This is a genomic window from Polaromonas sp. P1_E3 (assembly GCF_056405935.1).
The window spans coordinates 1-18,390 of sequence record NZ_JBFUBD010000048.1; the positions used below are offsets into that span (position 1 = coordinate 1).

27 protein-coding genes are annotated in these 18,390 nt (G+C 56.1%); 8 read left to right on the forward strand and 19 right to left on the reverse strand.

What is annotated here, in order from left to right; all coding sequences use genetic code 11:
* Window positions 1-825, reverse strand: an 825-nt coding sequence (locus AC1D0Z_RS08805; protein ID WP_477657868.1) for a DUF2971 domain-containing protein, incomplete at its 3' end; no start/stop codon positions are given.
* 342 nt (window positions 826-1,167) lie between these two features.
* Here AC1D0Z_RS08805 and AC1D0Z_RS08810 point away from each other — a divergent pair.
* Both AC1D0Z_RS08810 and AC1D0Z_RS08815 read left to right on the forward strand, forming a co-directional pair.
* Window positions 1,168-2,259, forward strand: a complete 1,092-nt coding sequence (locus tag AC1D0Z_RS08810) for a ParB/RepB/Spo0J family partition protein (protein WP_477657869.1) — start codon at window positions 1,168-1,170, stop codon at window positions 2,257-2,259.
* A gap of 128 nt (window positions 2,260-2,387) precedes the next feature.
* Entirely contained in the window at window positions 2,388-3,134 is a 747-nt protein-coding gene (locus AC1D0Z_RS08815) for a DUF4145 domain-containing protein (protein WP_477657870.1), read from the forward strand.
* Between the two features lie 35 nt (window positions 3,135-3,169).
* Here the strand turns inward: AC1D0Z_RS08815 and AC1D0Z_RS08820 are convergent, their stop codons facing one another.
* Window positions 3,170-3,784, reverse strand: a complete 615-nt coding sequence (locus tag AC1D0Z_RS08820; protein ID WP_477657871.1) for a hypothetical protein — start codon at window positions 3,782-3,784, stop codon at window positions 3,170-3,172.
* Window positions 3,785-3,894: 110 nt separating this feature from the next.
* Window positions 3,895-4,767, reverse strand: coding sequence for a hypothetical protein (locus AC1D0Z_RS08825; RefSeq protein ID WP_477657872.1), 873 nt, complete (start codon window positions 4,765-4,767; stop codon window positions 3,895-3,897).
* Between the two features lie 196 nt (window positions 4,768-4,963).
* Between AC1D0Z_RS08825 and AC1D0Z_RS08830 the strand changes: the two genes are divergently transcribed.
* A complete protein-coding gene (locus tag AC1D0Z_RS08830; protein WP_477657873.1) occupies window positions 4,964-5,188 on the forward strand; it encodes a DUF2188 domain-containing protein in 225 nt (74 codons plus the stop codon).
* A gap of 2 nt (window positions 5,189-5,190) precedes the next feature.
* Window positions 5,191-6,135, forward strand: a complete 945-nt coding sequence (gene ku / locus AC1D0Z_RS08835) for a non-homologous end joining protein Ku (protein WP_477657874.1) — start codon at window positions 5,191-5,193, stop codon at window positions 6,133-6,135.
* Between the two features lie 19 nt (window positions 6,136-6,154).
* On the opposite strand, the gene AC1D0Z_RS08840 is transcribed toward ku, so the two are convergent.
* Together AC1D0Z_RS08840 and AC1D0Z_RS08845 are read right to left on the reverse strand one after the other, a co-directional pair.
* The gene (locus tag AC1D0Z_RS08840) at window positions 6,155-6,727 is read right to left on the reverse strand and encodes a thermonuclease family protein (RefSeq protein WP_477657875.1); all 573 of its coding nucleotides are present in this window, start codon (window positions 6,725-6,727) and stop codon (window positions 6,155-6,157) included.
* Window positions 6,724-7,194: a hypothetical protein gene (locus tag AC1D0Z_RS08845; RefSeq protein WP_477657876.1), complete on the reverse strand. Its 471-nt coding sequence runs from the start codon at window positions 7,192-7,194 to the stop codon at window positions 6,724-6,726. Before AC1D0Z_RS08845 ends, AC1D0Z_RS08840 begins: the two co-directional genes overlap by 4 nt.
* Before the next feature lie 6 nt (window positions 7,195-7,200).
* Between AC1D0Z_RS08845 and AC1D0Z_RS08850 the strand changes: the two genes are divergently transcribed.
* Window positions 7,201-7,419, forward strand: a complete 219-nt coding sequence (locus tag AC1D0Z_RS08850) for a hypothetical protein (protein ID WP_477657877.1) — start codon at window positions 7,201-7,203, stop codon at window positions 7,417-7,419.
* Here the strand turns inward: AC1D0Z_RS08850 and AC1D0Z_RS08855 are convergent.
* Entirely contained in the window at window positions 7,416-8,153 is a 738-nt protein-coding gene (locus tag AC1D0Z_RS08855) for an SOS response-associated peptidase (RefSeq protein WP_477657878.1), read from the reverse strand. The genes AC1D0Z_RS08850 and AC1D0Z_RS08855 overlap by 4 nt on opposite strands.
* Between AC1D0Z_RS08855 and AC1D0Z_RS08860 the strand changes: the two genes are divergently transcribed.
* Window positions 8,152-8,529 carry a hypothetical protein gene (locus AC1D0Z_RS08860; RefSeq protein ID WP_477657879.1) on the forward strand — a complete coding sequence of 126 codons (378 nt, stop codon included), beginning with the start codon at window positions 8,152-8,154 and terminating at the stop codon, window positions 8,527-8,529. The two genes, AC1D0Z_RS08855 and AC1D0Z_RS08860, sit on opposite strands and share 2 nt — an antisense overlap.
* A 46-nt stretch (window positions 8,530-8,575) precedes the next feature.
* On the opposite strand, the gene AC1D0Z_RS08865 is transcribed toward AC1D0Z_RS08860, so the two are convergent.
* The 11 genes from AC1D0Z_RS08865 to AC1D0Z_RS08915 all read right to left on the reverse strand — a co-directional run bounded on the left by AC1D0Z_RS08865 (window position 8,576) and on the right by AC1D0Z_RS08915 (window position 15,851).
* Window positions 8,576-9,193 carry a PAS domain-containing protein gene (locus AC1D0Z_RS08865; protein WP_477657880.1) on the reverse strand — a complete coding sequence of 206 codons (618 nt, stop codon included), beginning with the start codon at window positions 9,191-9,193 and terminating at the stop codon, window positions 8,576-8,578.
* 468 nt (window positions 9,194-9,661) lie between these two features.
* Entirely contained in the window at window positions 9,662-10,870 is a 1,209-nt protein-coding gene (locus AC1D0Z_RS08870; RefSeq protein ID WP_477657881.1) for a zonular occludens toxin domain-containing protein, read from the reverse strand.
* Window positions 10,871-10,880: 10 nt separating this feature from the next.
* Complete coding sequence (locus tag AC1D0Z_RS08875; RefSeq protein ID WP_477657882.1) at window positions 10,881-11,216, reverse strand: DUF2523 family protein; 336 nt, start codon at window positions 11,214-11,216, stop codon at window positions 10,881-10,883.
* Window positions 11,217-11,219: 3 nt separating this feature from the next.
* A complete protein-coding gene (locus AC1D0Z_RS08880) occupies window positions 11,220-12,611 on the reverse strand; it encodes a hypothetical protein (RefSeq protein WP_477657883.1) in 1,392 nt (463 codons plus the stop codon).
* Between the two features lie 108 nt (window positions 12,612-12,719).
* A complete protein-coding gene (locus tag AC1D0Z_RS08885) occupies window positions 12,720-12,977 on the reverse strand; it encodes a hypothetical protein (RefSeq protein ID WP_477657884.1) in 258 nt (85 codons plus the stop codon).
* Window positions 12,978-13,076: 99 nt separating this feature from the next.
* Window positions 13,077-13,289: a hypothetical protein gene (locus AC1D0Z_RS08890; protein WP_477657885.1), complete on the reverse strand. Its 213-nt coding sequence runs from the start codon at window positions 13,287-13,289 to the stop codon at window positions 13,077-13,079.
* Complete coding sequence (locus AC1D0Z_RS08895; RefSeq protein ID WP_477657886.1) at window positions 13,290-13,424, reverse strand: hypothetical protein; 135 nt, start codon at window positions 13,422-13,424, stop codon at window positions 13,290-13,292.
* Window positions 13,425-13,435: 11 nt separating this feature from the next.
* A complete protein-coding gene (locus AC1D0Z_RS08900; protein WP_477657887.1) occupies window positions 13,436-13,573 on the reverse strand; it encodes a hypothetical protein in 138 nt (45 codons plus the stop codon).
* An 11-nt stretch (window positions 13,574-13,584) separates the two neighbouring features.
* Window positions 13,585-13,905, reverse strand: coding sequence for a single-stranded DNA-binding protein (locus AC1D0Z_RS08905; RefSeq protein ID WP_477657888.1), 321 nt, complete (start codon window positions 13,903-13,905; stop codon window positions 13,585-13,587).
* A 10-nt stretch (window positions 13,906-13,915) separates the two neighbouring features.
* Window positions 13,916-15,100, reverse strand: a complete 1,185-nt coding sequence (locus AC1D0Z_RS08910; RefSeq protein ID WP_477657889.1) for a phage/plasmid replication protein, II/X family — start codon at window positions 15,098-15,100, stop codon at window positions 13,916-13,918.
* A gap of 481 nt (window positions 15,101-15,581) precedes the next feature.
* On the reverse strand, window positions 15,582-15,851 hold the full coding sequence (locus AC1D0Z_RS08915; RefSeq protein ID WP_477657890.1) for a hypothetical protein: 270 nt from the start codon (window positions 15,849-15,851) through the stop codon (window positions 15,582-15,584).
* 103 nt (window positions 15,852-15,954) lie between these two features.
* On the opposite strand from AC1D0Z_RS08915, the gene AC1D0Z_RS08920 reads away from it, so the two are divergent.
* Window positions 15,955-16,395, forward strand: coding sequence for a hypothetical protein (locus AC1D0Z_RS08920; protein ID WP_477657891.1), 441 nt, complete (start codon window positions 15,955-15,957; stop codon window positions 16,393-16,395).
* Between the two features lie 28 nt (window positions 16,396-16,423).
* Entirely contained in the window at window positions 16,424-17,020 is a 597-nt protein-coding gene (locus tag AC1D0Z_RS08925; RefSeq protein ID WP_477657892.1) for a recombinase family protein, read from the forward strand.
* Here the strand turns inward: AC1D0Z_RS08925 and AC1D0Z_RS08930 are convergent.
* Both AC1D0Z_RS08930 and AC1D0Z_RS08935 read right to left on the reverse strand, forming a co-directional pair.
* Window positions 17,017-17,973 carry a restriction endonuclease gene (locus tag AC1D0Z_RS08930; protein ID WP_477657893.1) on the reverse strand — a complete coding sequence of 319 codons (957 nt, stop codon included), beginning with the start codon at window positions 17,971-17,973 and terminating at the stop codon, window positions 17,017-17,019. The genes AC1D0Z_RS08925 and AC1D0Z_RS08930 overlap by 4 nt on opposite strands.
* Before the next feature lie 42 nt (window positions 17,974-18,015).
* A partial coding sequence (locus AC1D0Z_RS08935) for a hypothetical protein (RefSeq protein ID WP_477657894.1) occupies window positions 18,016-18,390 on the reverse strand: 375 nt, incomplete at its 5' end.

The window sequence follows — 18,390 nt, forward strand, 5'->3', positions numbered from 1 at the left end:
GATTTCCAACTCCGGCAGATCAAAAATTCGATACGGGATGACGCGTTCTCTAGTTGACCGGTACTTACAGTTATCAAATCCTTGCACGTGCACTGTAAGCATGCGCCACTCTTGCTCCTCACGAAAAGCCGGGCTTTTAAGCTCAAACAGTGTAGAAAAAAGAGAGAGAATCCCAAATGACACATGATCATTGAGTTTCTTAATCTCTGCATCGTCAGCTGCTATTTGAGCGGCTTCTCTTGTGTCGAGCACTGACTGCTGACCAGTGGATTTGAACGCACCGGCGTCTATAGATTTACGAAGCTTTCGATATGTTGGCTCAACATTAGCCTCATGGGCATCTGGATCGTAGTCAACTTTCTTTAGCGTAAAGCCGGGGGCTTCCAGGTCAGACGCGGACTCTCTGCTGCGCTGTGAGAATTTCTCAAGATAAGCCCTCGAAAAGCCAATCGAAACGCCTCGCGCATCATCAGCATAGCCACGCCACTGGCTTAAAAGATCACCATCCTCAGAAAGACAGAAGCCAAGGCCATCAAAAGTATTTTCAAGCGCCACAACACTATCGAGCAGGCGCTCGTGGTAACGCTTTTCAAGAGCGTCATTTTTCGCAAGACGGTCAATTGCTTGTCTGACCAAGCGACCTTCCATCGTGTCATTTGACAAGCTTAAGGAGGATAGCCAAACGGATTTATTGCGCAAGATCGCTAAAAATGAGTCAGTGCCGCAATAGTGATACAAGGTATTCGGTCCTGATGCGGACGGATTGGTGACATGACTGGTTGCCATGAGCTGAATGTAGCAGGACGCAATCAGGATCTCAGTCAAACCTTTTTGCTCCACCGCTCACTATCGGTAACCCGGCCCGGCTGCACCCTTGGGTGCCAGTCGCTGCGCTTGGTGTCACGTCGGCTGCGGGCGCCAGGCCTGCCCCTGTGAAAAAACCGCGCTGCCCCGGTCGCCGCTGAATCCCCCCACAAGACCCCGTCCCGGTGTGAGGGGCACTTGTGGGGGGATTTTTGGTACAGCGGCAACCGGGTCATCCCGGTTTTTTCTTGTTGAACTACCAGCACCCCCCTCCGCCCCCTACTCGGGGGAACGAGGAAGCCCGAGCGAGAGGATGTTTTTTTAACTTCCCTCGTTCATCAACTTCCTTTTGGAGAATTCCCCATGACTGCTGTGATTACCGAAACCGTTTCCGTGGCTGATGCAGGCGTTTCGCATGCGAAACCGGCCCTGGAGTTTGTGTCCCTGAACGTCATTGACTTTCAGCCGCAGGTGCGGACGGCGTCCGGCCTGGCTAAGGACGATTTGTTGGAGCTGGCCGAATCTCTCAAGGCTCAGGGCATGCTGCAGCCGGTGCTGTTGCGGCCGCTGGGAGAGCGGTTTGTGCTGATTGCCGGGGAGCGCCGCTGCCGGGCTGCGCATCTGGCGGGGTTTAGTCATGTGCCGGCGCTGATTGGGGAGGCGGACGACTTGCGGGCGGCAACGCTGCAGCTGGTGGAAAACGTGCAGCGGGAGGATTTGTCGCTGCTGGAGCTGGCAGCGGGTGTGCGCAGCCTGGCGGACCAAGGCAAGACGCTGACGGAGATTTGCCAGCTGGTGAAGAAGTCCAAGTCCTGGGTGTCCAAACACCTGGCTGCGTCGGTGCAAAACCTGGGCTGGAACACCCGGCAGTTCCTGGAGAGTGAAACGACGGAGGACCTGGAGCTGGTCCTGGTCATGAACCAGATCGAGAAAACCGGCAAGTGGTACCCGCGGGGCACCCAGCTGGTGGACCGGATCGAGGCGGGCAAGGCGGGCCGGGAGGAAGCACGGGCGTTGCTGGCGACCTTAAAGGAAGAGCTGGCGGCGGAGGTTGCGCAGAAGAAGGCGGACAAGAAGGCTGGGAAGCAAGGGAGCCTGGCGCTGGCGGGTGTCGCGCAGGAGCCTGAGCCGCCGAAGTGGAATGCCTGGACGGCGGAGCATGAACTGAATGACCAGCTGCAGGAAGAAGGCCATGCGCCGATTGCCGAGCTGATCAAACACCTGACCAAGGCGCAGCAGGCGGAGATGACGGGACACTACAGGAAGGCGTTTGACGCGGGCAAGGCACTGACCAAAGCGACGGAGGTTTTAAAGCTGCGTGGGCTGCACCGAATGCTGAATGAGGATTGCAGCAATGATCATTGGATGACGGGGGCGTTTATCTTGGGCAGTTCGGGGGGCAAGCTGACGCTGGGGGAGCTGGCGGGAGAGGTGCATCAGTTGATGCACGGATGAAGACTTAACCCCATCCCCTAAACAGAGGATGGGGTTTAAGACTAGTAAGACTACGATGGGTCATCACCGCGAGCGCTCAAACAAATGAGCTAATCTCGCCCATCGAGCCAACAAAAATGAGGGATGTGATGAGTTCCTGGACCTGTCCGTATTGCAACCAGATTGCCACTCTTCTAGAGAGCAACATCAGCAGAGACAAGCACACCTTTTCTATGGGTAATAAACATGGCGGTATGGCACTGACCACAACCGCAATCGTTTGCCCGAACGAAAAATGCCGCGAATACACCTTGAGTGGAAGTCTGCAAGGCGCGAAGTTTTATCACGGCGGCATCGTGGAATTGATAGGACAAGAAATAAAGCGTTGGCAATTGCGACCTGAATCTGCGGCGAAGCCGTTCCCTGATTACATACCGGCGGTCATCCTATCGGACTATGCAGAAGCATGTCTCATCCGCGACCTCAGCCCAAAAGCGTCAGCGACTTTGTCACGACGCTGCATGCAAGGAATCATCCGCAACTACTGGTCCATTACAAACAACAACCTTGCAAAAGCAATCATCGAGCTAGAAGACAAGATTGACGGCACCACATGGGGGGCCATCGATGCAATTCGGAAGATTGGCAATATCGGCGCTCACATGGAAAAAGACATTGACTTAATTGTTGATGTTGATCCTGAAGAAGCTGGCATGCTTATCGACCTGATCGAGATGATGCTTGAGGAGTGGTACATCCATCGGCATGAGCGAGGCCTGAAGATGCAGAAGATCATTGATGCTGCTGATAGCAAGAAAGAGATGAAGGACGCAGGCAAAGCGGCAAAGCAATCTGCAACGCCAAGCTCAGCCACGGTGTCACCGCCCAAGGCTTAACCAGGCTGCGGCCGAAAAAAAAGATTCGCACTTATTTATAACTTCGCGCAAGTTCCGGCGGAAGGACGGAAAAACTCAATCCGAGCCGAAGTAGCTATGTCTGCGGATGATGAGCCAACTGGGCGTGCCAAATACACAGACTCGTAATAGATCCAGATGCCATCGGCGGGGACCGTCATTAAATACATGTGGCTTAGCGTAATCGTACGCTCTCCCATGATCGTCGGCACGGTGTGAAAGGATTTCATTTGCTGAGCTCGGCCTAATTCAGCCTGCTTCGTCCGCACCTCTGGTGAGGCGTTGGCATCCAGTCGGACTATGAAATTCTCATCTCCCCAACTTACTGGGCCACCTGGGTAGTTCAATTCTTTTAGCGAAGGAGCATCGAGGTAATTGGGCGATAGTTTCCCAAAGGCGATGCCGTTCCTTAGTCCGGCGATCTGTAGCGTGGCCTTTGACTCATTCTTGATATCGACTACAACATTAAAGGAGTAGATGCATTCTCCGTCGCGCTTGCCTCTCGATATAAAGTCGGTTTTCAAAGAAATCTGCTGATCAACGCGAATAGATGCGGTTTCAAACACTTGAATTACTTGTCGATATGTCAAGTATTCGTACGCGGCGATCAGCGCAGCCAGGATCGCGAGCATCTTAAGCAAAGCATCCGACGAAGATGCCCAACGTGTCGCGATTGTTTTTTTGACGGCTACAGGCGCAATTCTGTGCCTGCGATAGTTTCTTAATGAAATTAGTTTTGAGATCATTCTGAGCGAGCGACATTGTTCGCCGAATCTCCCGACGTCACCAGCGCCGTGATGTCATTAAAAAATTCGTCAGCGGCAGATCGTTGCCTCGAAATGGCTTTCTGTACGCTCTCCTCGTATTTATCGAAAGCTAAAGGAAGTTCTAACTCGTTGCGTATCGCCGCTAATATCGGAAATACTAACTTGGAAAGCTCGTTCATTACGAGGACACAATCTCGTGCGAATTCCAATCTTCGAAGCCACATCTTTTCCCTCAAGGCAGATGCATCTGCAATTGTGTCAACTCGTCGCTTCTGAGAAAAATCAAAATTTTGATTTAACGCATTCCATTTTTTATCGTCGTCTACGGCGTTAATGTTGTGCTGTTTAATCATTTCAAGAAAACCGTCTGCATCTTTCGCATGTCGACTCACGCTTTGATCTAGCACTAGAATTTTCTGCCTTTCCATCAGCAACTGCTGCCTTTTCGCGAATGCCTTGAGCGTGGTAGCGTTAAATTCCCCTGTGAACGCAAGTGTGGCCTGCAGTAGGGGCAAATCAGCCACCACGTGCAGCTTTGCAAGTGCAGGAAGTTTGTTCTGATAGTTTGCTAGCACTTGGTCATTAGCCATTTCTAGATTCGAAAAATTGCCTAACGCAGACAAGCCGGCTGAGATGGCCTCCGCAGCCGAAAGATAGATCTCCTTCCTTAACGCCATTTCGCGTTCTTTAGTTTTAGTCTGTCGCTCGTGTTCGAATTGATCTTGAAGTCTTTGAGTGCTTGCTCGATTGGACAATGTGACGCCGAGTATTGAGAAAAATGAACCACACACGACACCCCAAAATGAAGCAGGTATTTGGTTCGCAATATCAAGGATTGTTTTAAGCATTTCCCGTCCCCCTTTTGCTAGCAGTATGCCCCTCTGCCCAAGGATGACCAACGTTTCGCATGCGAAATGAGCAACGTCGAAGAATCAGAATAGTCACGGCAGACAAACAGGAGCTTGACGCTGCCAATCCTAGAACCCGTCCTACACCCCAACAGCAAACTTGAGCCATACGATCCCCTTTTTTCAAGGAGACCGTATGGACAACTACCACATCAAAACGCACGATGGTCATTGGGACCTGACCAGGCAAGGCGCTGAGCGGGCATCCATCAGCAAGCCAACCAAGGCGGAAATCCTGCAAGCCACGCAGCAATTCATGGCCGACAAAACCGCCTCCGTCAAGATTCACCGCGCCGATGGCACGCTTGAAGAAGAACGGACGTATCCAGGCTCCGCCGATCCGTCCAGGTCCAAAGGCTAATCATGGCCTCCAAGCCGTCCAGCGACGCAGGTAAGGCCCCTACCTCCACCAGGTCGCTGTGGAAAGGGGCCATCAGCTTTGGCCTGGTTCACGTCCCAATTGCCCTTTATTCCGCGACCGATGAAAGCGACCTGAACTTCAAGATGTTGGACAAGCGCTCCATGGACCCGGTGGGGTACAAGCGGATCAACAAGAAAAGCGGCAAAGAAGTGTCGATGGACGACATCGTCAAAGGCATAGAGTGGGAAGACGGCCAGTTCGTCCTTCTGAGCAAGGAAGAGATCGAAGCCGCCTATCCCAAGACCACACAGACGATTGAGATTGAAGCGTTCATTCCCATCGACGAGGTTCCCTTCGTTTATCTCGAAAAACCGTATTACACGGCCCCCATCAACCGCGGCCAGAAGGTGTACGCGCTTCTGCGCGAGGCTTTGGCAGAAACCCGAAAGGTTGGCGTTGCAAAGGTGGTGATCGCCAACAAGCAGCACCTGGCGGTGCTGATGCCCTGCGGCCCGGCGCTGATCCTGAACCTTCTGCGCTGGGGCGGTGAGATCCGCTCTTACGAGGCGCTGCAGTTGCCCCCCACGGGTGCCAAGGAAGCCGGCATCAAAGATGCCGAGCTGAACATGGCCAAGCAACTGATCAAAGAAATGAGCGCTAACTGGAGCGCGGACAAGTTCCGCGACACCTTCCACGACCAGGTGATGAAACTGGTAGAGGCCAAGGCCAAGGCCGGGCATGTGGAGCAGGTAGAGAAAATTGGCGCCGATGCTGTTGCGCGAAGCTCCACCAATGTGGTGGACCTCACCGAGCTTCTGATGCGGAGCATGCGAAAGGGCGTAGTGGCCGCCCCCGCTCCCGCGAAGAAAACGGCTACGCCGAGCAAAGGCCCGGCCAAAAAGCCTGCAGCGAAAAAAGCAGCGCCCAAAATGCGCCGGGCGGCTTAACTGGGCTGCACGAGTGCCCCTAACGTGCCCTGAGTTCGGCGTTCTGCTTGGACATCAATGATTTATCCCGCCGAAATTCCCAAGGTGGTGTGGGATCTGGATCGCGCCAAATACCGATTTTCTGAAGGCGTGCAGCGTCCTCCGCACGGCCATAAGCCAGTCGATCCTCTGGCCGCTGCTCTTTTTCATAGGCCTTGTAGTGCCAGGCCATCCCGGCCTTGACCTGCTCCAGGTTGGCATCAATACCGCCTACCGTGATTTTTCCCACCAAGCGGCCGTAGCGGTCAGATTTGTTGTATTCGACCTCGACCTCGCGGTTAAAAATTTTTGCTGACAAGGATGCTTTGGAAGCATTGCCAAAGGGCTGATGTTTTTCCGGTGCATCAATCCCAGCGAGTCTGATTTTGTGCTGCGCTCTCGCACTATCCAGAACAGTGACAGTGTCGCCATCAGAAACACCCACCACCAAGCCGGTCAACGTGGCAGCCCATGGACAAGTCGACGCCAACAAAAGAAAGCCAGCGCCTAGAATTTTTTTTATCACCATGAGAAGCAAGTTTCGCATGCGAAATAGCGGCAATAGATAACTCATGAGTCCACGTCAGACAGAGGGAGGTCGGGTGCATCGTCATGCGCCGGGTCAAAGCCACTGATGCGAGCGGCATTGAGGCGAGCCGCACTGCGCTTCAGCAGCTTTTCGGTGTCCAGTACTGCCTTTGCGCCTGGTGCTTTGCATAGCCATCTTTGTGTGGCGTGCTCTACCTTAGCCTTGCTGGTATTTCGTGCACTCCAAGATATCCTGCCCTCGATCGTCATACCCAGGCTGTTCATGGCCACAATTCGGGCATACAAAAGGGCCTGCAGCAATTCCACGCCAGTGCCTGGTTCCAGGAGCATCGCCATCAGGTCAGTTTCCGAACTGGTGATAAACCTTTTTTTGATAATCAGCTCTCCACGGCGCGGCCCGATCCGCAGCGCTTCCACGGGATCGCCGTACTTTCCATTGAGAACGTAAACATCAAAAACCACTGGATAAGCATACAGTGTTTCTGGTACCATTTCTACATGGAAACGCTATTACCCACCCAATGGATTGCACAATTTGCTGAACGCCTGCGCGGGCGCTGGAAGACCATTGACCAGGCAGTGCTGGAGGAGGTGGCCATGGACCTCTGGAAGCGCACCGAATACCGCGTCCTGTCTCCGGACGAAGCAGCCGAGCTGTGGCTGAATCCGATAACACCCGCCCCACCCGGTCAGGGCCAAGGTGTTGCAGGCCACTAAAACAGGCCTGACGGCACGGTCACGACTTGAGCCGTGGCTGCAATGCCAGGCAGGGGAATATTCTTGCCTGGGTCGTCGGCCCCGTGGCTGAAAACCTCAAGCGGCGGTATTTGAATAAGCCCTTCAGCCTGGTCAACACTGCCATGCAGCCACTCATCCCAACGATCTCGTTCGATGGGGACTACAGCCCGCTTATCCTGTCTGTCCGCCGGCAACACCGCTTTAGTGGCCTTGTCGACCTCCGGCTTGTGCATGAGCGCCAGTAGCGGGTGGCCGTCGCAATTTTGCGTGATCATGCTGTAGCTGGGCACCACCTCGCCGGTGACGGGATCTATCCATTCCGACCAAATCCCGGCCAGAGCCCACGGCTCGCCGTCCGCTCGGGTGAACCGCCAGCTGATGCTTTTTGCCTTAGGGTCGTGGTTTGGATAAAACGGCTCGATAAAGCTAACGGCAGGAATGAGACAACGCCGGCCGGTCAGCCACGAATCCGAGTAGGTCTTGCGCGTAGCCAAAGTCTCGCGCCTGGCGTTGTTCGTCATCCCCTGGGGTGCAGCAGACCTAGAACCTGGCGCGATCATGCCCCACTGGCCAACCTCTGGAAGGCCACGAGGCTTGAGGTAAGGTCCAAGCTTCAGTGGAGCGACGTAGCTACCCCAAGACAAGCTATGCAGCTCGACGCCAAAGTGCTTGCTAAACAGTGCTGGCGTGGTCGGTGTGTAGAGATTGCACATGGGCGTTACTTTACGTCCAGGTGCGGCGCAGGCTTGTAGTCAAATTGAGGAATTAACCGAGATCAACATGGCAAATTATTTAATTGGCGAAGCACGCTTTACAGAGGGCAGATTGGATGAGCTGGCAGTCTTCCCACTGGACCCGGACCCTGAATTAGAGGCCGCGGGCCACATGCAGATGACCTACGTAGTTGGAGTTGACGAGGTCATCAACAGCATCAAAAAGGGCAATAGCTACGTTGCCAGCTTTCGCGACGCCAAAGCCACGTACCCAATCGCAGTGATAGTCCGCGACGGCAAGGAAACTTTAGAGGTTGCCGATGTCGGCCAAGCGGCTGAATTCAGAACTCTGCGCAACCTTCCAGACGGCAGCTGATCATCCAGGAATCAAATCGCGCCCCACCCTGAAGCAGCCTGAACCGTCACCCGGCGTTAAGGGAACCAAAACCGGAGGCCCTTTCCAGCGCTTGAACGACGTCCTCGGTAGCCGCTTTCAGCGCTGATACATCCATGATGACCAACTGGATTTTCTCTTCGCCATCCAAGTCATTCGCTATTGCGTGAGCCTGCATGTTCACGAATCGCGGCAGAGATGTGGCAGGAAGCAAAGCAATTTCACGCAAGGAGATATCGACCCCGCTTTTTTCTGCGGCGGCTAAAAATTGGTCGACGCTTTCGACGAATTCCTCCTTGACGAATTCACGCAGCTTCCTTCCTGCAAGCGCCAGCGGCTTTTGCTTGAGCAGCGCAGCCGCACATTTGTTCGCTTCAACAATGGTCCCATCCTTTGCAAGCGTCACGTATCCGACCGGCGCACATTCGAACAGATCTTGATATCTAGCCAGCAGCGCCTCAGCGCGCGCGAAACTTTCCTGTAGCGTCTCCGTCTGAATCTCCAATTCAATCTGATGCACCTCCAGCTCATGGACGAGCTTTAGCGCATCCAGCGTTTCTGGGGATGGAGTACCAAGCTTTTTCGACGCTAGCTGCTGCTCAGCGACGGTACGCAGCGAACCAAGTGATGGAGGGTTGATGGGCATTGGGTTCAATCAAGATGGACCGTCTTTTTAACAAATTTGAAATTTCGCCACCACCTCTTTTGACACTGTACTCAGCGAATCGGTTACTTGATGTGTGCGGTGGCGGTCGTAAGAGCACTTTTTATACACCTTGTAAGTGGCGTCTGACAACAAAGGCCACTCAGGGCCTAGGGACGCGGACTACGGCAACGCGATAGTACAGAAATGGGAATGGACGTTTACCGCCAGATTGTTCAGAGAAACTCGTGGGTAATGGAGTGCCTTGCCACGTGGGAGCACCTCTCAGACGGAGCACTTGATACCCGCAATGTTTTGGTTCGCAATGCTGCCATGACGCTATTTGCCTCCCACCCTCACAGACCCGCCGTAGAGGTTGCGACGGCGCAATGGGAAGTGCAAAGGCAGCTTTTTTGGTCGCAAATGCGTGTTTCGCATGCGAAACAGGTGCGTGCGAGACCTAGTCCATAGCTATGGCGTCGGCGCTGGGCTCGCTGCCGCAGTCTTCTGCAACGCCATCGTGATCTGCGGACTGTCACAGGTCAGCGCTCGAACCTTCTCTTTCCATTGCACTGACGCCGCGCAATCCGTGAGAGCTTTCCACTTATATCCAATCTCCTCCAGCTCCAGGCTAGTCACCGTCGTCACCGGCATCCCGTTCTGGCTCACCGTGACCACATACACGGTCTTCCCTCGCATCGTCATCCGCCCAACGACATGCAGGCCCTTCAGCCCATAAGGCTCCGGCATCTCATTGGTCGCGGTCGGCTGGTCCGTCGCATGCTTGCCAATCACCTCCGTCACGGTCTGCACCGGCTCCGCCATAGCCTTGACCACTACGGGCGCCGCCTGGGCCGCAGGCGACCGTTTGACGGTTGATTTGGGCTTCTCCGCCTCCGGCCAGAACGCCCACACAATGGCCACAGCCGACAGCGCCAGCACCCCCCACTTGAAGCGGTTGAACTTCACAATGAACGGCGCCACATCCTGCGCCCCCGCTTCGGCCACGCTGTTGCCCTGCGTGTGGCTCTTGTAGAACTTGAAGAACTCCGGCTTGTACTTGCGCTCCTCGGTGGACACCACCCCGCCGCGGTAGCCGCCATGCGTCTTGCGGATGTAGTGATCCGCCTTGCCCAGGATGTCCGCCTTGCGCACCTTGATCAGGATGGCCATCAGCCGGGCAATCGGCTGGTTCATGTCCCGGAAGGACTGCGTGCCTAAGAGCACATCGGCATTGAAGTGCCGGTGCAGCTTGTACCACTCCACCACCTGCGGGTCGGTGCCGATGCTGGGCATCGCCACATGGCATTCATCAATGATGAAGAGCGGCCCCTGGCCCGTCTGGGGATGCTTCCACTCGCTGTAGTACTCCCAGACCCCACCGAACACCGACACCGACGGGTCAGGCTTCTCCGTATGGCCGTCTTCAAACAATTTGAAGGCCTCCCCATTGCTCTGGTCGTCCACAGCCTCCGCGTCCCAGGTGCCGCGTATCGGCTGGGTCCGGGTGCGCAGCTGGATCAGGTTCCGATAGTCCGGGTTCACCGCGGCGAACATCTCCACCAGCAGCGGCAGGTTCGTAATCACCAGCCGCCCGCGCTGCAGCGCCGGCAACACGTGATAGACAACAGCTTCATAGCTCTTGCCGGAACCGGGGATCCCTTCAAGTCCGTTGATCATGACCCGAGCCTCATGAACCCAACCTCACGAAAGGAATCAGCTGCAGCACCAGGCGAATCACAATCGCCGCCGTGATGATGCTGATGGCGGTTCCTACGCCCAAGAGGCCCAGGATGTTCAGGATCTCGCCCGGCAGCTGCCCCACCTGGGCGGCATAGGCCTCCATGGCGCTGGTGTCGATCTCGCCAATGGCCGAGATGGCCACTTTGAGCACCTGCTCAAACAGCCAGGCCATGACATCCTGGCCCATGGCCCAGAGCGCCACAAAGATGGCGATGTTCAGCGCCGCAAACCACTGCAGGACAGCCGTGATCTTGGCGAACAGCATCGAGAAGGCAGCACTCATGGCTCAACCTCCAAAGATCAAGGCCCGGGCCAGCAGCAAGGCGCTGACCAGGATGATGACCCGGCCCCAGTCCCAGACCTGGCACGGCGGCGCCACGTCGCGCACCCCGAAGTCCGCCCAGGTGGCAAAGGCAAAGTCCATGTTCCAGGTCGGGCAGCTGCCGCCCATGCCGATGTTGGGCATCAGCTTGCCCATCAGGCTGGCGATGGGCGTCGCCAGCAAGACGGCTTTCTGCTGCTTCCAGACGCCTTCGAGCCCTTCGGGGTATTTGCGCTCGTAGAGCTTGGGCACTTCCGGCAGCGCCGAATCGACCGGCGCTTCTTCGGTGTCGGGTTTCCTGGGCGGCAGGGTCTCGGTTTTGGTTTCCTGCGAGATGGTTTCGCCCGTGGTGGTGTTGGTGATGTTGATCACCGTGGTCGTAGTGGTGGTGACCGTGTCGCCTTCGTAGGTGTGGTTATGGGTGACGGTTTCAGTTTTGGTGGTGTTATTGGTGGTGTTGTTCGTCGTGGTCGTGGTGCCGGGCGAAGTGGTCGGGCCGGAGATGGTGACGCCTTCGGGTTTGAGTTTTTCGCCGCCGATGGTGTTGGACTGGGAGATGACCTCGGAGATGGCGGAACCTGGGGGCCAGCCGCTTTTGGAGGCGATCTCATCGAGGAACTGCTGGCGGGTCGCCGGCACTTCATTGGTGGGCGCGGGCTCCGTGGTGCGGGTGCCGATGCCAATGGCGATATCCGGCCAGGTCAGCACGCCGTTGTAGGAGATGGAGTAGTGGCACTTGTCTTCGCCCAGCCCGACAAAGGCCAGCTGGTCGGTGCCGCCTCGGGCGTTGTAGGCGGCGATGTAAGAGGTACACGCGGCGTTACGGGTCTTGTGCCAGCCGCCCTGGGCGGACGGGTTGTTGATGCCGAATTCTTCGCACGGCCCTACCGTGCAGATCTCAGGGTCTTTTTTGGTGAACTTGACGTCATCGCCGACGCGCTCACACCCGTACTGCAGTTCCTGGCAGAGCTCCCAGAGTGCCTTGCCGTAGGTGATCGGAACGATGATCTTGCCGAGGGCGCGGCCGACCGCGGCAGCCACCTGCGGTTTGGGCACGCGGCCGGTGGCCTTGACGTTGACGGGATTGCCGGAGGGGTTCTTGATCGTGCCGGTCTGCTCGACCTTGGGCATGCCGCCGTCGGTGCTGACGTTGGGCACACCGGCCGCGGCGACGGGCGTGCCGTTCTTGCTGAAGTCGACGGTCTGCTTGCCGGCGCCGGTGACACGTTCCATGAACTGTTCAAAGGCGCCAGGGGCGGCCACCGGGCCGGGGGCGGCGCTGGCCTGGTCAAAGGCGAAGATCAGCAAGGCAAAGCAGGCGATCAGCAGGCTTTGGAAGGTGCGTAGGACTTTCATCGGCCTTTCCCCAGGGCCAGGCAAAGACCGATGCCGCTCAGGGCACCAATGAGGGCGACGACGGCCCAGAAGAGAGCCAGGAGGGCACCGGTCAGCATGGCCTGCCCCTTAGACCTTGCGGATCACGCGCTTGGCGATGTCGGGGCCCTTGAAGGCCAGCGCAATGCCGACGATCAGGAGACCAATGGCCACCACCTTGCCGGTCACTGTGCCCAGGCCGATGGCGTCCAGGAACTGGTCCAGCACGCTGGGGTCGGCGGTCTGGGCCATGGCGCGGTTAGCCAGCAGCATCAGGCTGGCGCCTGCGGCTGCGGTTTTGGCGACGGCGGTGCTGCCGTATTTCTTTGCAACTTTGAAGAGCTTCATTTGAATTTTCCTTTTGTTCAAATGGTGCTTTCCGGAACATCCGGAACTACACCCGAGAGGCCACGACGTTTCGCAACGCTGGCGGCCTCCCGGCTGGAGTCAAACCTTGCGGATCAAGCCCGTCGCGATTCCAATGCCGTAGCCGATGAGCCACATCGCCAGCACGGCGGCAAATCCTCCTGTGTAAGTTTTAAGGACAGCCTGGGGGGTGATGCCCAGGAGGGCGGGGTCCAGTGTTTCGGCCAGGCTCAGGGATGAGACGTTGGTCGGGGGGCACGGGTTGAGGTCTTCGGTGCAGATGAGGAAGCGCATTCAGTCCTCCGAGACTTTCTCGGAGCCGCACTCGGGGCATTCCAGCTCTGCGCCCTCGGGGTCGGCTTCGGGTTCGACCTTGAACTCCGCATAGTGGCCTGCGTAGCCGCAAGCGCTACAGCTGAATTGCGCCATGGCATTTCCTTTCAGCGCGCCCGATGGCGCAGGGTGGCACGGGCGTCACGCATGCCGAGGCGCAGGACCTCGGTGCAGGTGATGAGCGCCTGGTGGATGTAGACCCACGCCGCCGAGAAACGGTTATGGGTGCGGATGGGGTTTCGCATGCGAAACGCTTTCAGTCGTTGGCGTCCAGCGTCATGTCCACGGGCGTGACCATGGAGATCTCGCCGGTATCCTTGTCGGTGGAGCGGAACGGTTTGCGGGTGTAGCCGCCGAGCTTGCAATCGACCGTGACTTCGTCGCCTTGCTGGCCCAGGCGCTGGTTGCTGCGCACTTCGACCACCTGGGGGCGGGTGTAGGCGTCGGCCGCTGGGGTGATCAGCCGGGTGTAGTGCTTTTTCTCATGGCGGCGGGCCGCCTCGATCTTGCCCTTGATGGTGACTTCCATGAAGCGCTTGCCTGGCATGGGCTGGATGTTGTTCGGTTGTGCTGACATCAAATACTCCTTACGCGGCAAGCCGCATCAAATCCCGGCTGACGTGGTATTCGGGGCGGTTCCGAGCCGGAGAAAAACAAAACCGCCTGTCCACGCGTTGCGGCGTGAAATCGTGAATGAGGGAGTCGTTGGCGACGATCTGCAGGTCTGAACCAATCCAGCTCACGCCGGCGTCTTCGAGCAACTTGCGGTTGCGGTAGAAGACGGTCCTTGTGTAGCGGTCACTCGTCTTGTCGCTGCCTGCGGTGCACATGGATTGCCAGAAGCCGAATAGTCGATTACCGGGTGTGCGACCGTATTTGTTCTGCAGGCGGGTGCAAACCGCGTCTGTCGTGCGTACTGTTTCCATACCTTGCTTTCCTTCGCGAAGAATGCGTTCCACTTCCTTGTCGTGCAGCGCCTCAAGGTAAGCGTCGGTGATCTCTTTCACCTGGGGGTCTTTGCCAAAGTCGTACTTGAGCTTGGGGGAGTTAATGCCGACCTCGACGCGCAGACGGTTGTCTGCGAGGCGCTGGAGGGCCTTGATCTTTTTTTCGACGCGCTCAAAGTTGAAATCGTCTTTGCCGTAGATATGCCGGAACATGTGGGTGAAGAAGGAGCGCAACCGGTTCACCTCGTGCGCGGCGAACTCTGAGCCCTTGTGATAGAACTTCACGGTCGTGGTCTTGCCGGGGAAGTGCACTGCCATGTCGTATTTGCTGGCGTTCTTCTGGCGGCGTGGAAAGCTCATGAGCTGCATCGTGTCGAAGAACTGCTTGCAGCCTGCCTTGGAAAGTCGGTACATGTGGGCGATATCCACGCGGCGCACGAGCCACTCATCTGCATTGGGTAAGTCCACCTCCAGCAGCTTGGCGATGAGTTCCACCAAGTCGCGCGCCGCATCCCGAAAGCACGTCGGCCCGCCGTACAGGTTGTGACCAAGAAATGCCTTGTGCACGCTGGCTTCAATCTCAAGGTAGGGCTCGCAGGCGTGAAGGCGCGGCCGGCCGTGGTCGTCGTTGACCCATTCGTCATACTTGGGAACGACGCCAATCCGCGCGTCCCAGGAGCCGAGCAGCTGGCCGGTGTGCAGCTCGTACATCATCTCGCCCGAGGCCATGTCGATTCCAGTGCGCAGGATGCACTTCTGCTCGACCGAGCGCATGAACTCGCGGGTCATGTGCGGCGACTGCAGGCGGATGGTGTCAATCGCCATCAGACTGACCCGCTCATGAGTTGGGACTCCAGAAAACGCTCTTCGTGAAAGGTGCGTTCGTCTTCGGCTTGCTGTTGAGGGGTTTTCCCAAAATCGGGACTGTCAGGCGGTGCTACCACGCCCGCCTGACTAAAAGCGGGGTCGGGGAAAACCGAGCTGACGCAGCCAGGATCAAGCGCTGGTGTCCCCGCAAGCGGGGCCCCTCCAGCGCTTTCACCTGGTGCGCAGCTGCAGGTGGGTCCACCACACACCGCAACGTTCCCACAAGGTACGGTGACCCTGGTGCGCTCCGGCCACAAGGTCTCAAGGGTCCAGCAGTCTTTGCCGCTTGGCGTGGTCCAGGGGGCGCGGATGATGGCGCAGTACACGACCTTTCCCTTGCGGGCGACAACGTGCTGAACGAGGACCTGGCGATCACGGGCAGCTTGGCCGCAGCGGACCGCGTGCGCCTCGTGGGTGTAGGGGTCCATGGCTGTGAGCGTCATGCGATCACGCGAACGGTGACCGGGGACATGCCGAGGGCCAGGATGCTGCGGAGGTAAACGGCGGCGTCTGCGGCGCTGTGGCCGGACTCGATGACCAGATCACCCGCGCCGAGGGTGTCGGTGTATTCCAGCTGGTACAGGGTGCCCGCCCCCTCTTCCGCTTGCACCACCGGAGCGACCCTAGCAGGGCTTACGGCGTTGTGAAGGGGCGAGCAATCGGTCAACGTCTTGCCGCTTAACGGCAGGCAGGTCGTCTTCTTGATCATTGGTCGCTCCTTTGATGTACATTTGCAATTACGGCAATTAAACGCCTTGTTTGCCAATATTACATAAATTTGCACTAATGCGCAACTTTTTAGGAGCTTCGCTATGTCGATTGCAGAACTCATTGCCCTAGCAGCCGTCCGCAGCGGAAAACGTCAAAAAGCGATGGCCGAAGAAATGGGCCATGCTGATAGCACGCGACTGAGCAAGCTGAGCAGTGGCCGGCTTAGCGCCGATGCATCAGAAATTGTTTATCTGGCTGAGGCGGCAGAACTGCCACCCATCGAAACATTGGCAAGGATTGAATCCGAACGGCATCCGGAGCTTGCGCAAGTTTGGGAAAAAGTTATGGCCCACCAAGCGGAAACAAAAACGCCGCCCGAAGGCGGCTCTTTGTCTTGGCGGAAACGAACGTTTTCGACCCAATGCAAATCGTATCGCAATCGCCGGCATTTGCCGGTTTTTTTTCGCCCATGTCCCCCGGGACCTGTCAGTTCTTACAGGGAAAAAAACACCTTTGGCAACAGTTCCTCTACAGTTTTGTAAGGGATAAGAAATGTCAGAGAGGGAGAGATTGATTTACGGCTATGCGCGTGTCAGCACGCAAGAACAGGAACTGCATACCCAATTCGACGCTTTGAAGAAAGCCGGGGTTCAGCAAATATTTGAGGAGAAGCGATCAGGGGGGGATACCAGGCGGGCAGAGCTTGAAAAAGTACTCGCCCTCCTCCAGCCTGGCGACACGTTGGTGGTCTACAAACTGGACCGCATCGCGAGGTCTCTGAAGCACCTACTGACGATACTTGACCGCATCAATGCCCAAGGTGCCCAGTTTCGCAGTCTTACCGAAACCATCGACACCAGCACTGCAGCGGGTCGGATGATGATGCAGATCGTTGGCGCTTTCGCTGAGTTCGAACTGGAAATGATCCGGGAGCGTACGCGGGCAGGATTGCACTCCGCGATGCTCCGAGGATCCAAACCGGGAAGACCAAGGGCTCTAGAACCGGCAGAGGAAAGGGAAGCCGTTCGATTAGTTCTAAGCGGGCAAGCTACGAAATCGGCCGTTGCGCGGCGATTTGGTACTCATATCAGCAGCATCAAACGCGCTCTGCACCGAGCCAATGGGCAGGGCGAGATGTTCCCAACTAAATCGATCCCAAACCATTAGATTTGCCTCACAACAGTAGCAACTTCTATCGCGTCCAAACGAATTCCAAATGGCGGCGGCCTAAGCACTTCGAATGATCTTATGCTCACCTGTCTTGAAAAGCTCGTTCCGAAATACATAAAAATGCAATTCGGTGGACAAACTATTGCACCAAGATCGGCAGCAATACAAACATTGTTGCGTGAATGGGTAATTTCAAAATCACCTAGCGGGACTTTTTCAATTAGCACTCCTCGCTCGCTAGTCTTGACATCAGGCGCGTCATAAGCGACCACTGAAGCAATTTCTAGCGTCTTCGTAATTCGCCGCGCGGCTCCTTTCACCTCAAATCCATCGACTGTGACGCCATCGAAGCTCACGTCGCTTACAAGGCAGTTCATACTGAAATTTGTCGAATTTTCAGAAACTCCGTTTTGATCTAACCAATCCGAGGTTTTCGTAAATACATGGAAAAGCACTGGAGATTCACGTAACTGGGCCAGAACGCGCTCCAGCGGCGGCGTGGCTTCCGTAGTTGCAAGTAGCACTGTTAAGCGAACTGCTTGGAACTCAAGAAAAGTCAATATGATTTTCGTAGATGCTCCCCAGGCGCATATTTCCTCTATGGTTAATGTCCGAAGGTCACGAAGAATAATGCCGTGCGCAGCTGCTTTCTTGAAAGCTCCTGCGGTAAAACCAGAATTGGAGACTGCGATCACCGCATCCGCCGCGAGACTTATACGCCGCCCAATCAACTCCTCAATCCATTTCACATCTTGAACCGCTTGATGCACACGGCATTCAACAATTGTTAGCTTTCCACCACGGCGAATAGCAATATCAATCTGCCGCGCCTGGCTCGGATTGTCCGGATCAGGTACTTTGTCATTCCAAACTACCTCGGCACCAGTATTCTCAAGCAGCTCGTGAATCCGATGAATTCGCTGTTCGAACTGAGTAGACGCCTTCGTCATTTTTTTGGCTTCACCACGTATCCCAAGACGATAAATATGGCGTTATCGATAGCTTGCCTCGGAAAGCCGAACATCAGCATTACCAAAGCCATTACTTCTGAGCATTGACCGCACTACTTCAATCGGGGTTTGATGTCTTGGACCGATAACCACTTCCGTAATCGCTGGGATTTCCAACTCCGGCAGATCAAAAATTCGATACGGGATGACGCGTTCTCTAGTTGACCGGTACTTACAGTTATCAAATCCTTGCACGTGCACTGTAAGCATGCGCCACTCTTGCTCCTCACGAAAAGCCGGGCTTTTAAGCTCAAACAGTGTAGAAAAAAGAGAGAGAATCCCAAATGACACATGATCATTGAGTTTCTTAATCTCTGCATCGTCAGCTGCTATTTGAGCGGCTTCTCTTGTGTCGAG

Bases quoted from the DNA above. Each gene is read 5' to 3' on its own strand.
- AC1D0Z_RS08810 (WP_477657869.1), top strand. From the start codon at position 1,168: ATGACTGCTGTGATTACCGAAACCGTTTCCGTGGCTGATGCAGGCGTT.
- AC1D0Z_RS08815 (WP_477657870.1), top strand. From the start codon at position 2,388: ATGAGTTCCTGGACCTGTCCGTATTGCAACCAGATTGCCACTCTTCTA.
- AC1D0Z_RS08820 (WP_477657871.1), bottom strand. From the start codon at position 3,784: ATGCTCGCGATCCTGGCTGCGCTGATCGCCGCGTACGAATACTTGACA.
- AC1D0Z_RS08825 (WP_477657872.1), bottom strand. From the start codon at position 4,767: ATGCTTAAAACAATCCTTGATATTGCGAACCAAATACCTGCTTCATTT.
- AC1D0Z_RS08830 (WP_477657873.1), top strand. From the start codon at position 4,964: ATGGACAACTACCACATCAAAACGCACGATGGTCATTGGGACCTGACC.
- ku (WP_477657874.1), top strand. From the start codon at position 5,191: ATGGCCTCCAAGCCGTCCAGCGACGCAGGTAAGGCCCCTACCTCCACC.
- AC1D0Z_RS08840 (WP_477657875.1), bottom strand. From the start codon at position 6,727: ATGAGTTATCTATTGCCGCTATTTCGCATGCGAAACTTGCTTCTCATG.
- AC1D0Z_RS08845 (WP_477657876.1), bottom strand. From the start codon at position 7,194: ATGGTACCAGAAACACTGTATGCTTATCCAGTGGTTTTTGATGTTTAC.
- AC1D0Z_RS08850 (WP_477657877.1), top strand. From the start codon at position 7,201: ATGGAAACGCTATTACCCACCCAATGGATTGCACAATTTGCTGAACGC.
- AC1D0Z_RS08860 (WP_477657879.1), top strand. From the start codon at position 8,152: ATGGGCGTTACTTTACGTCCAGGTGCGGCGCAGGCTTGTAGTCAAATT.
- AC1D0Z_RS08855 (WP_477657878.1), bottom strand. From the start codon at position 8,153: ATGTGCAATCTCTACACACCGACCACGCCAGCACTGTTTAGCAAGCAC.
- AC1D0Z_RS08865 (WP_477657880.1), bottom strand. From the start codon at position 9,193: ATGCCCATCAACCCTCCATCACTTGGTTCGCTGCGTACCGTCGCTGAG.
- AC1D0Z_RS08870 (WP_477657881.1), bottom strand. From the start codon at position 10,870: ATGATCAACGGACTTGAAGGGATCCCCGGTTCCGGCAAGAGCTATGAA.
- AC1D0Z_RS08875 (WP_477657882.1), bottom strand. From the start codon at position 11,216: ATGAGTGCTGCCTTCTCGATGCTGTTCGCCAAGATCACGGCTGTCCTG.
- AC1D0Z_RS08880 (WP_477657883.1), bottom strand. From the start codon at position 12,611: ATGAAAGTCCTACGCACCTTCCAAAGCCTGCTGATCGCCTGCTTTGCC.
- AC1D0Z_RS08885 (WP_477657884.1), bottom strand. From the start codon at position 12,977: ATGAAGCTCTTCAAAGTTGCAAAGAAATACGGCAGCACCGCCGTCGCC.
- AC1D0Z_RS08890 (WP_477657885.1), bottom strand. From the start codon at position 13,289: ATGCGCTTCCTCATCTGCACCGAAGACCTCAACCCGTGCCCCCCGACC.
- AC1D0Z_RS08895 (WP_477657886.1), bottom strand. From the start codon at position 13,424: ATGGCGCAATTCAGCTGTAGCGCTTGCGGCTACGCAGGCCACTATGCG.
- AC1D0Z_RS08900 (WP_477657887.1), bottom strand. From the start codon at position 13,573: ATGCGAAACCCCATCCGCACCCATAACCGTTTCTCGGCGGCGTGGGTC.
- AC1D0Z_RS08905 (WP_477657888.1), bottom strand. From the start codon at position 13,905: ATGTCAGCACAACCGAACAACATCCAGCCCATGCCAGGCAAGCGCTTC.
- AC1D0Z_RS08910 (WP_477657889.1), bottom strand. From the start codon at position 15,100: ATGGCGATTGACACCATCCGCCTGCAGTCGCCGCACATGACCCGCGAG.
- AC1D0Z_RS08915 (WP_477657890.1), bottom strand. From the start codon at position 15,851: ATGATCAAGAAGACGACCTGCCTGCCGTTAAGCGGCAAGACGTTGACC.
- AC1D0Z_RS08920 (WP_477657891.1), top strand. From the start codon at position 15,955: ATGTCGATTGCAGAACTCATTGCCCTAGCAGCCGTCCGCAGCGGAAAA.
- AC1D0Z_RS08930 (WP_477657893.1), bottom strand. From the start codon at position 17,973: ATGACGAAGGCGTCTACTCAGTTCGAACAGCGAATTCATCGGATTCAC.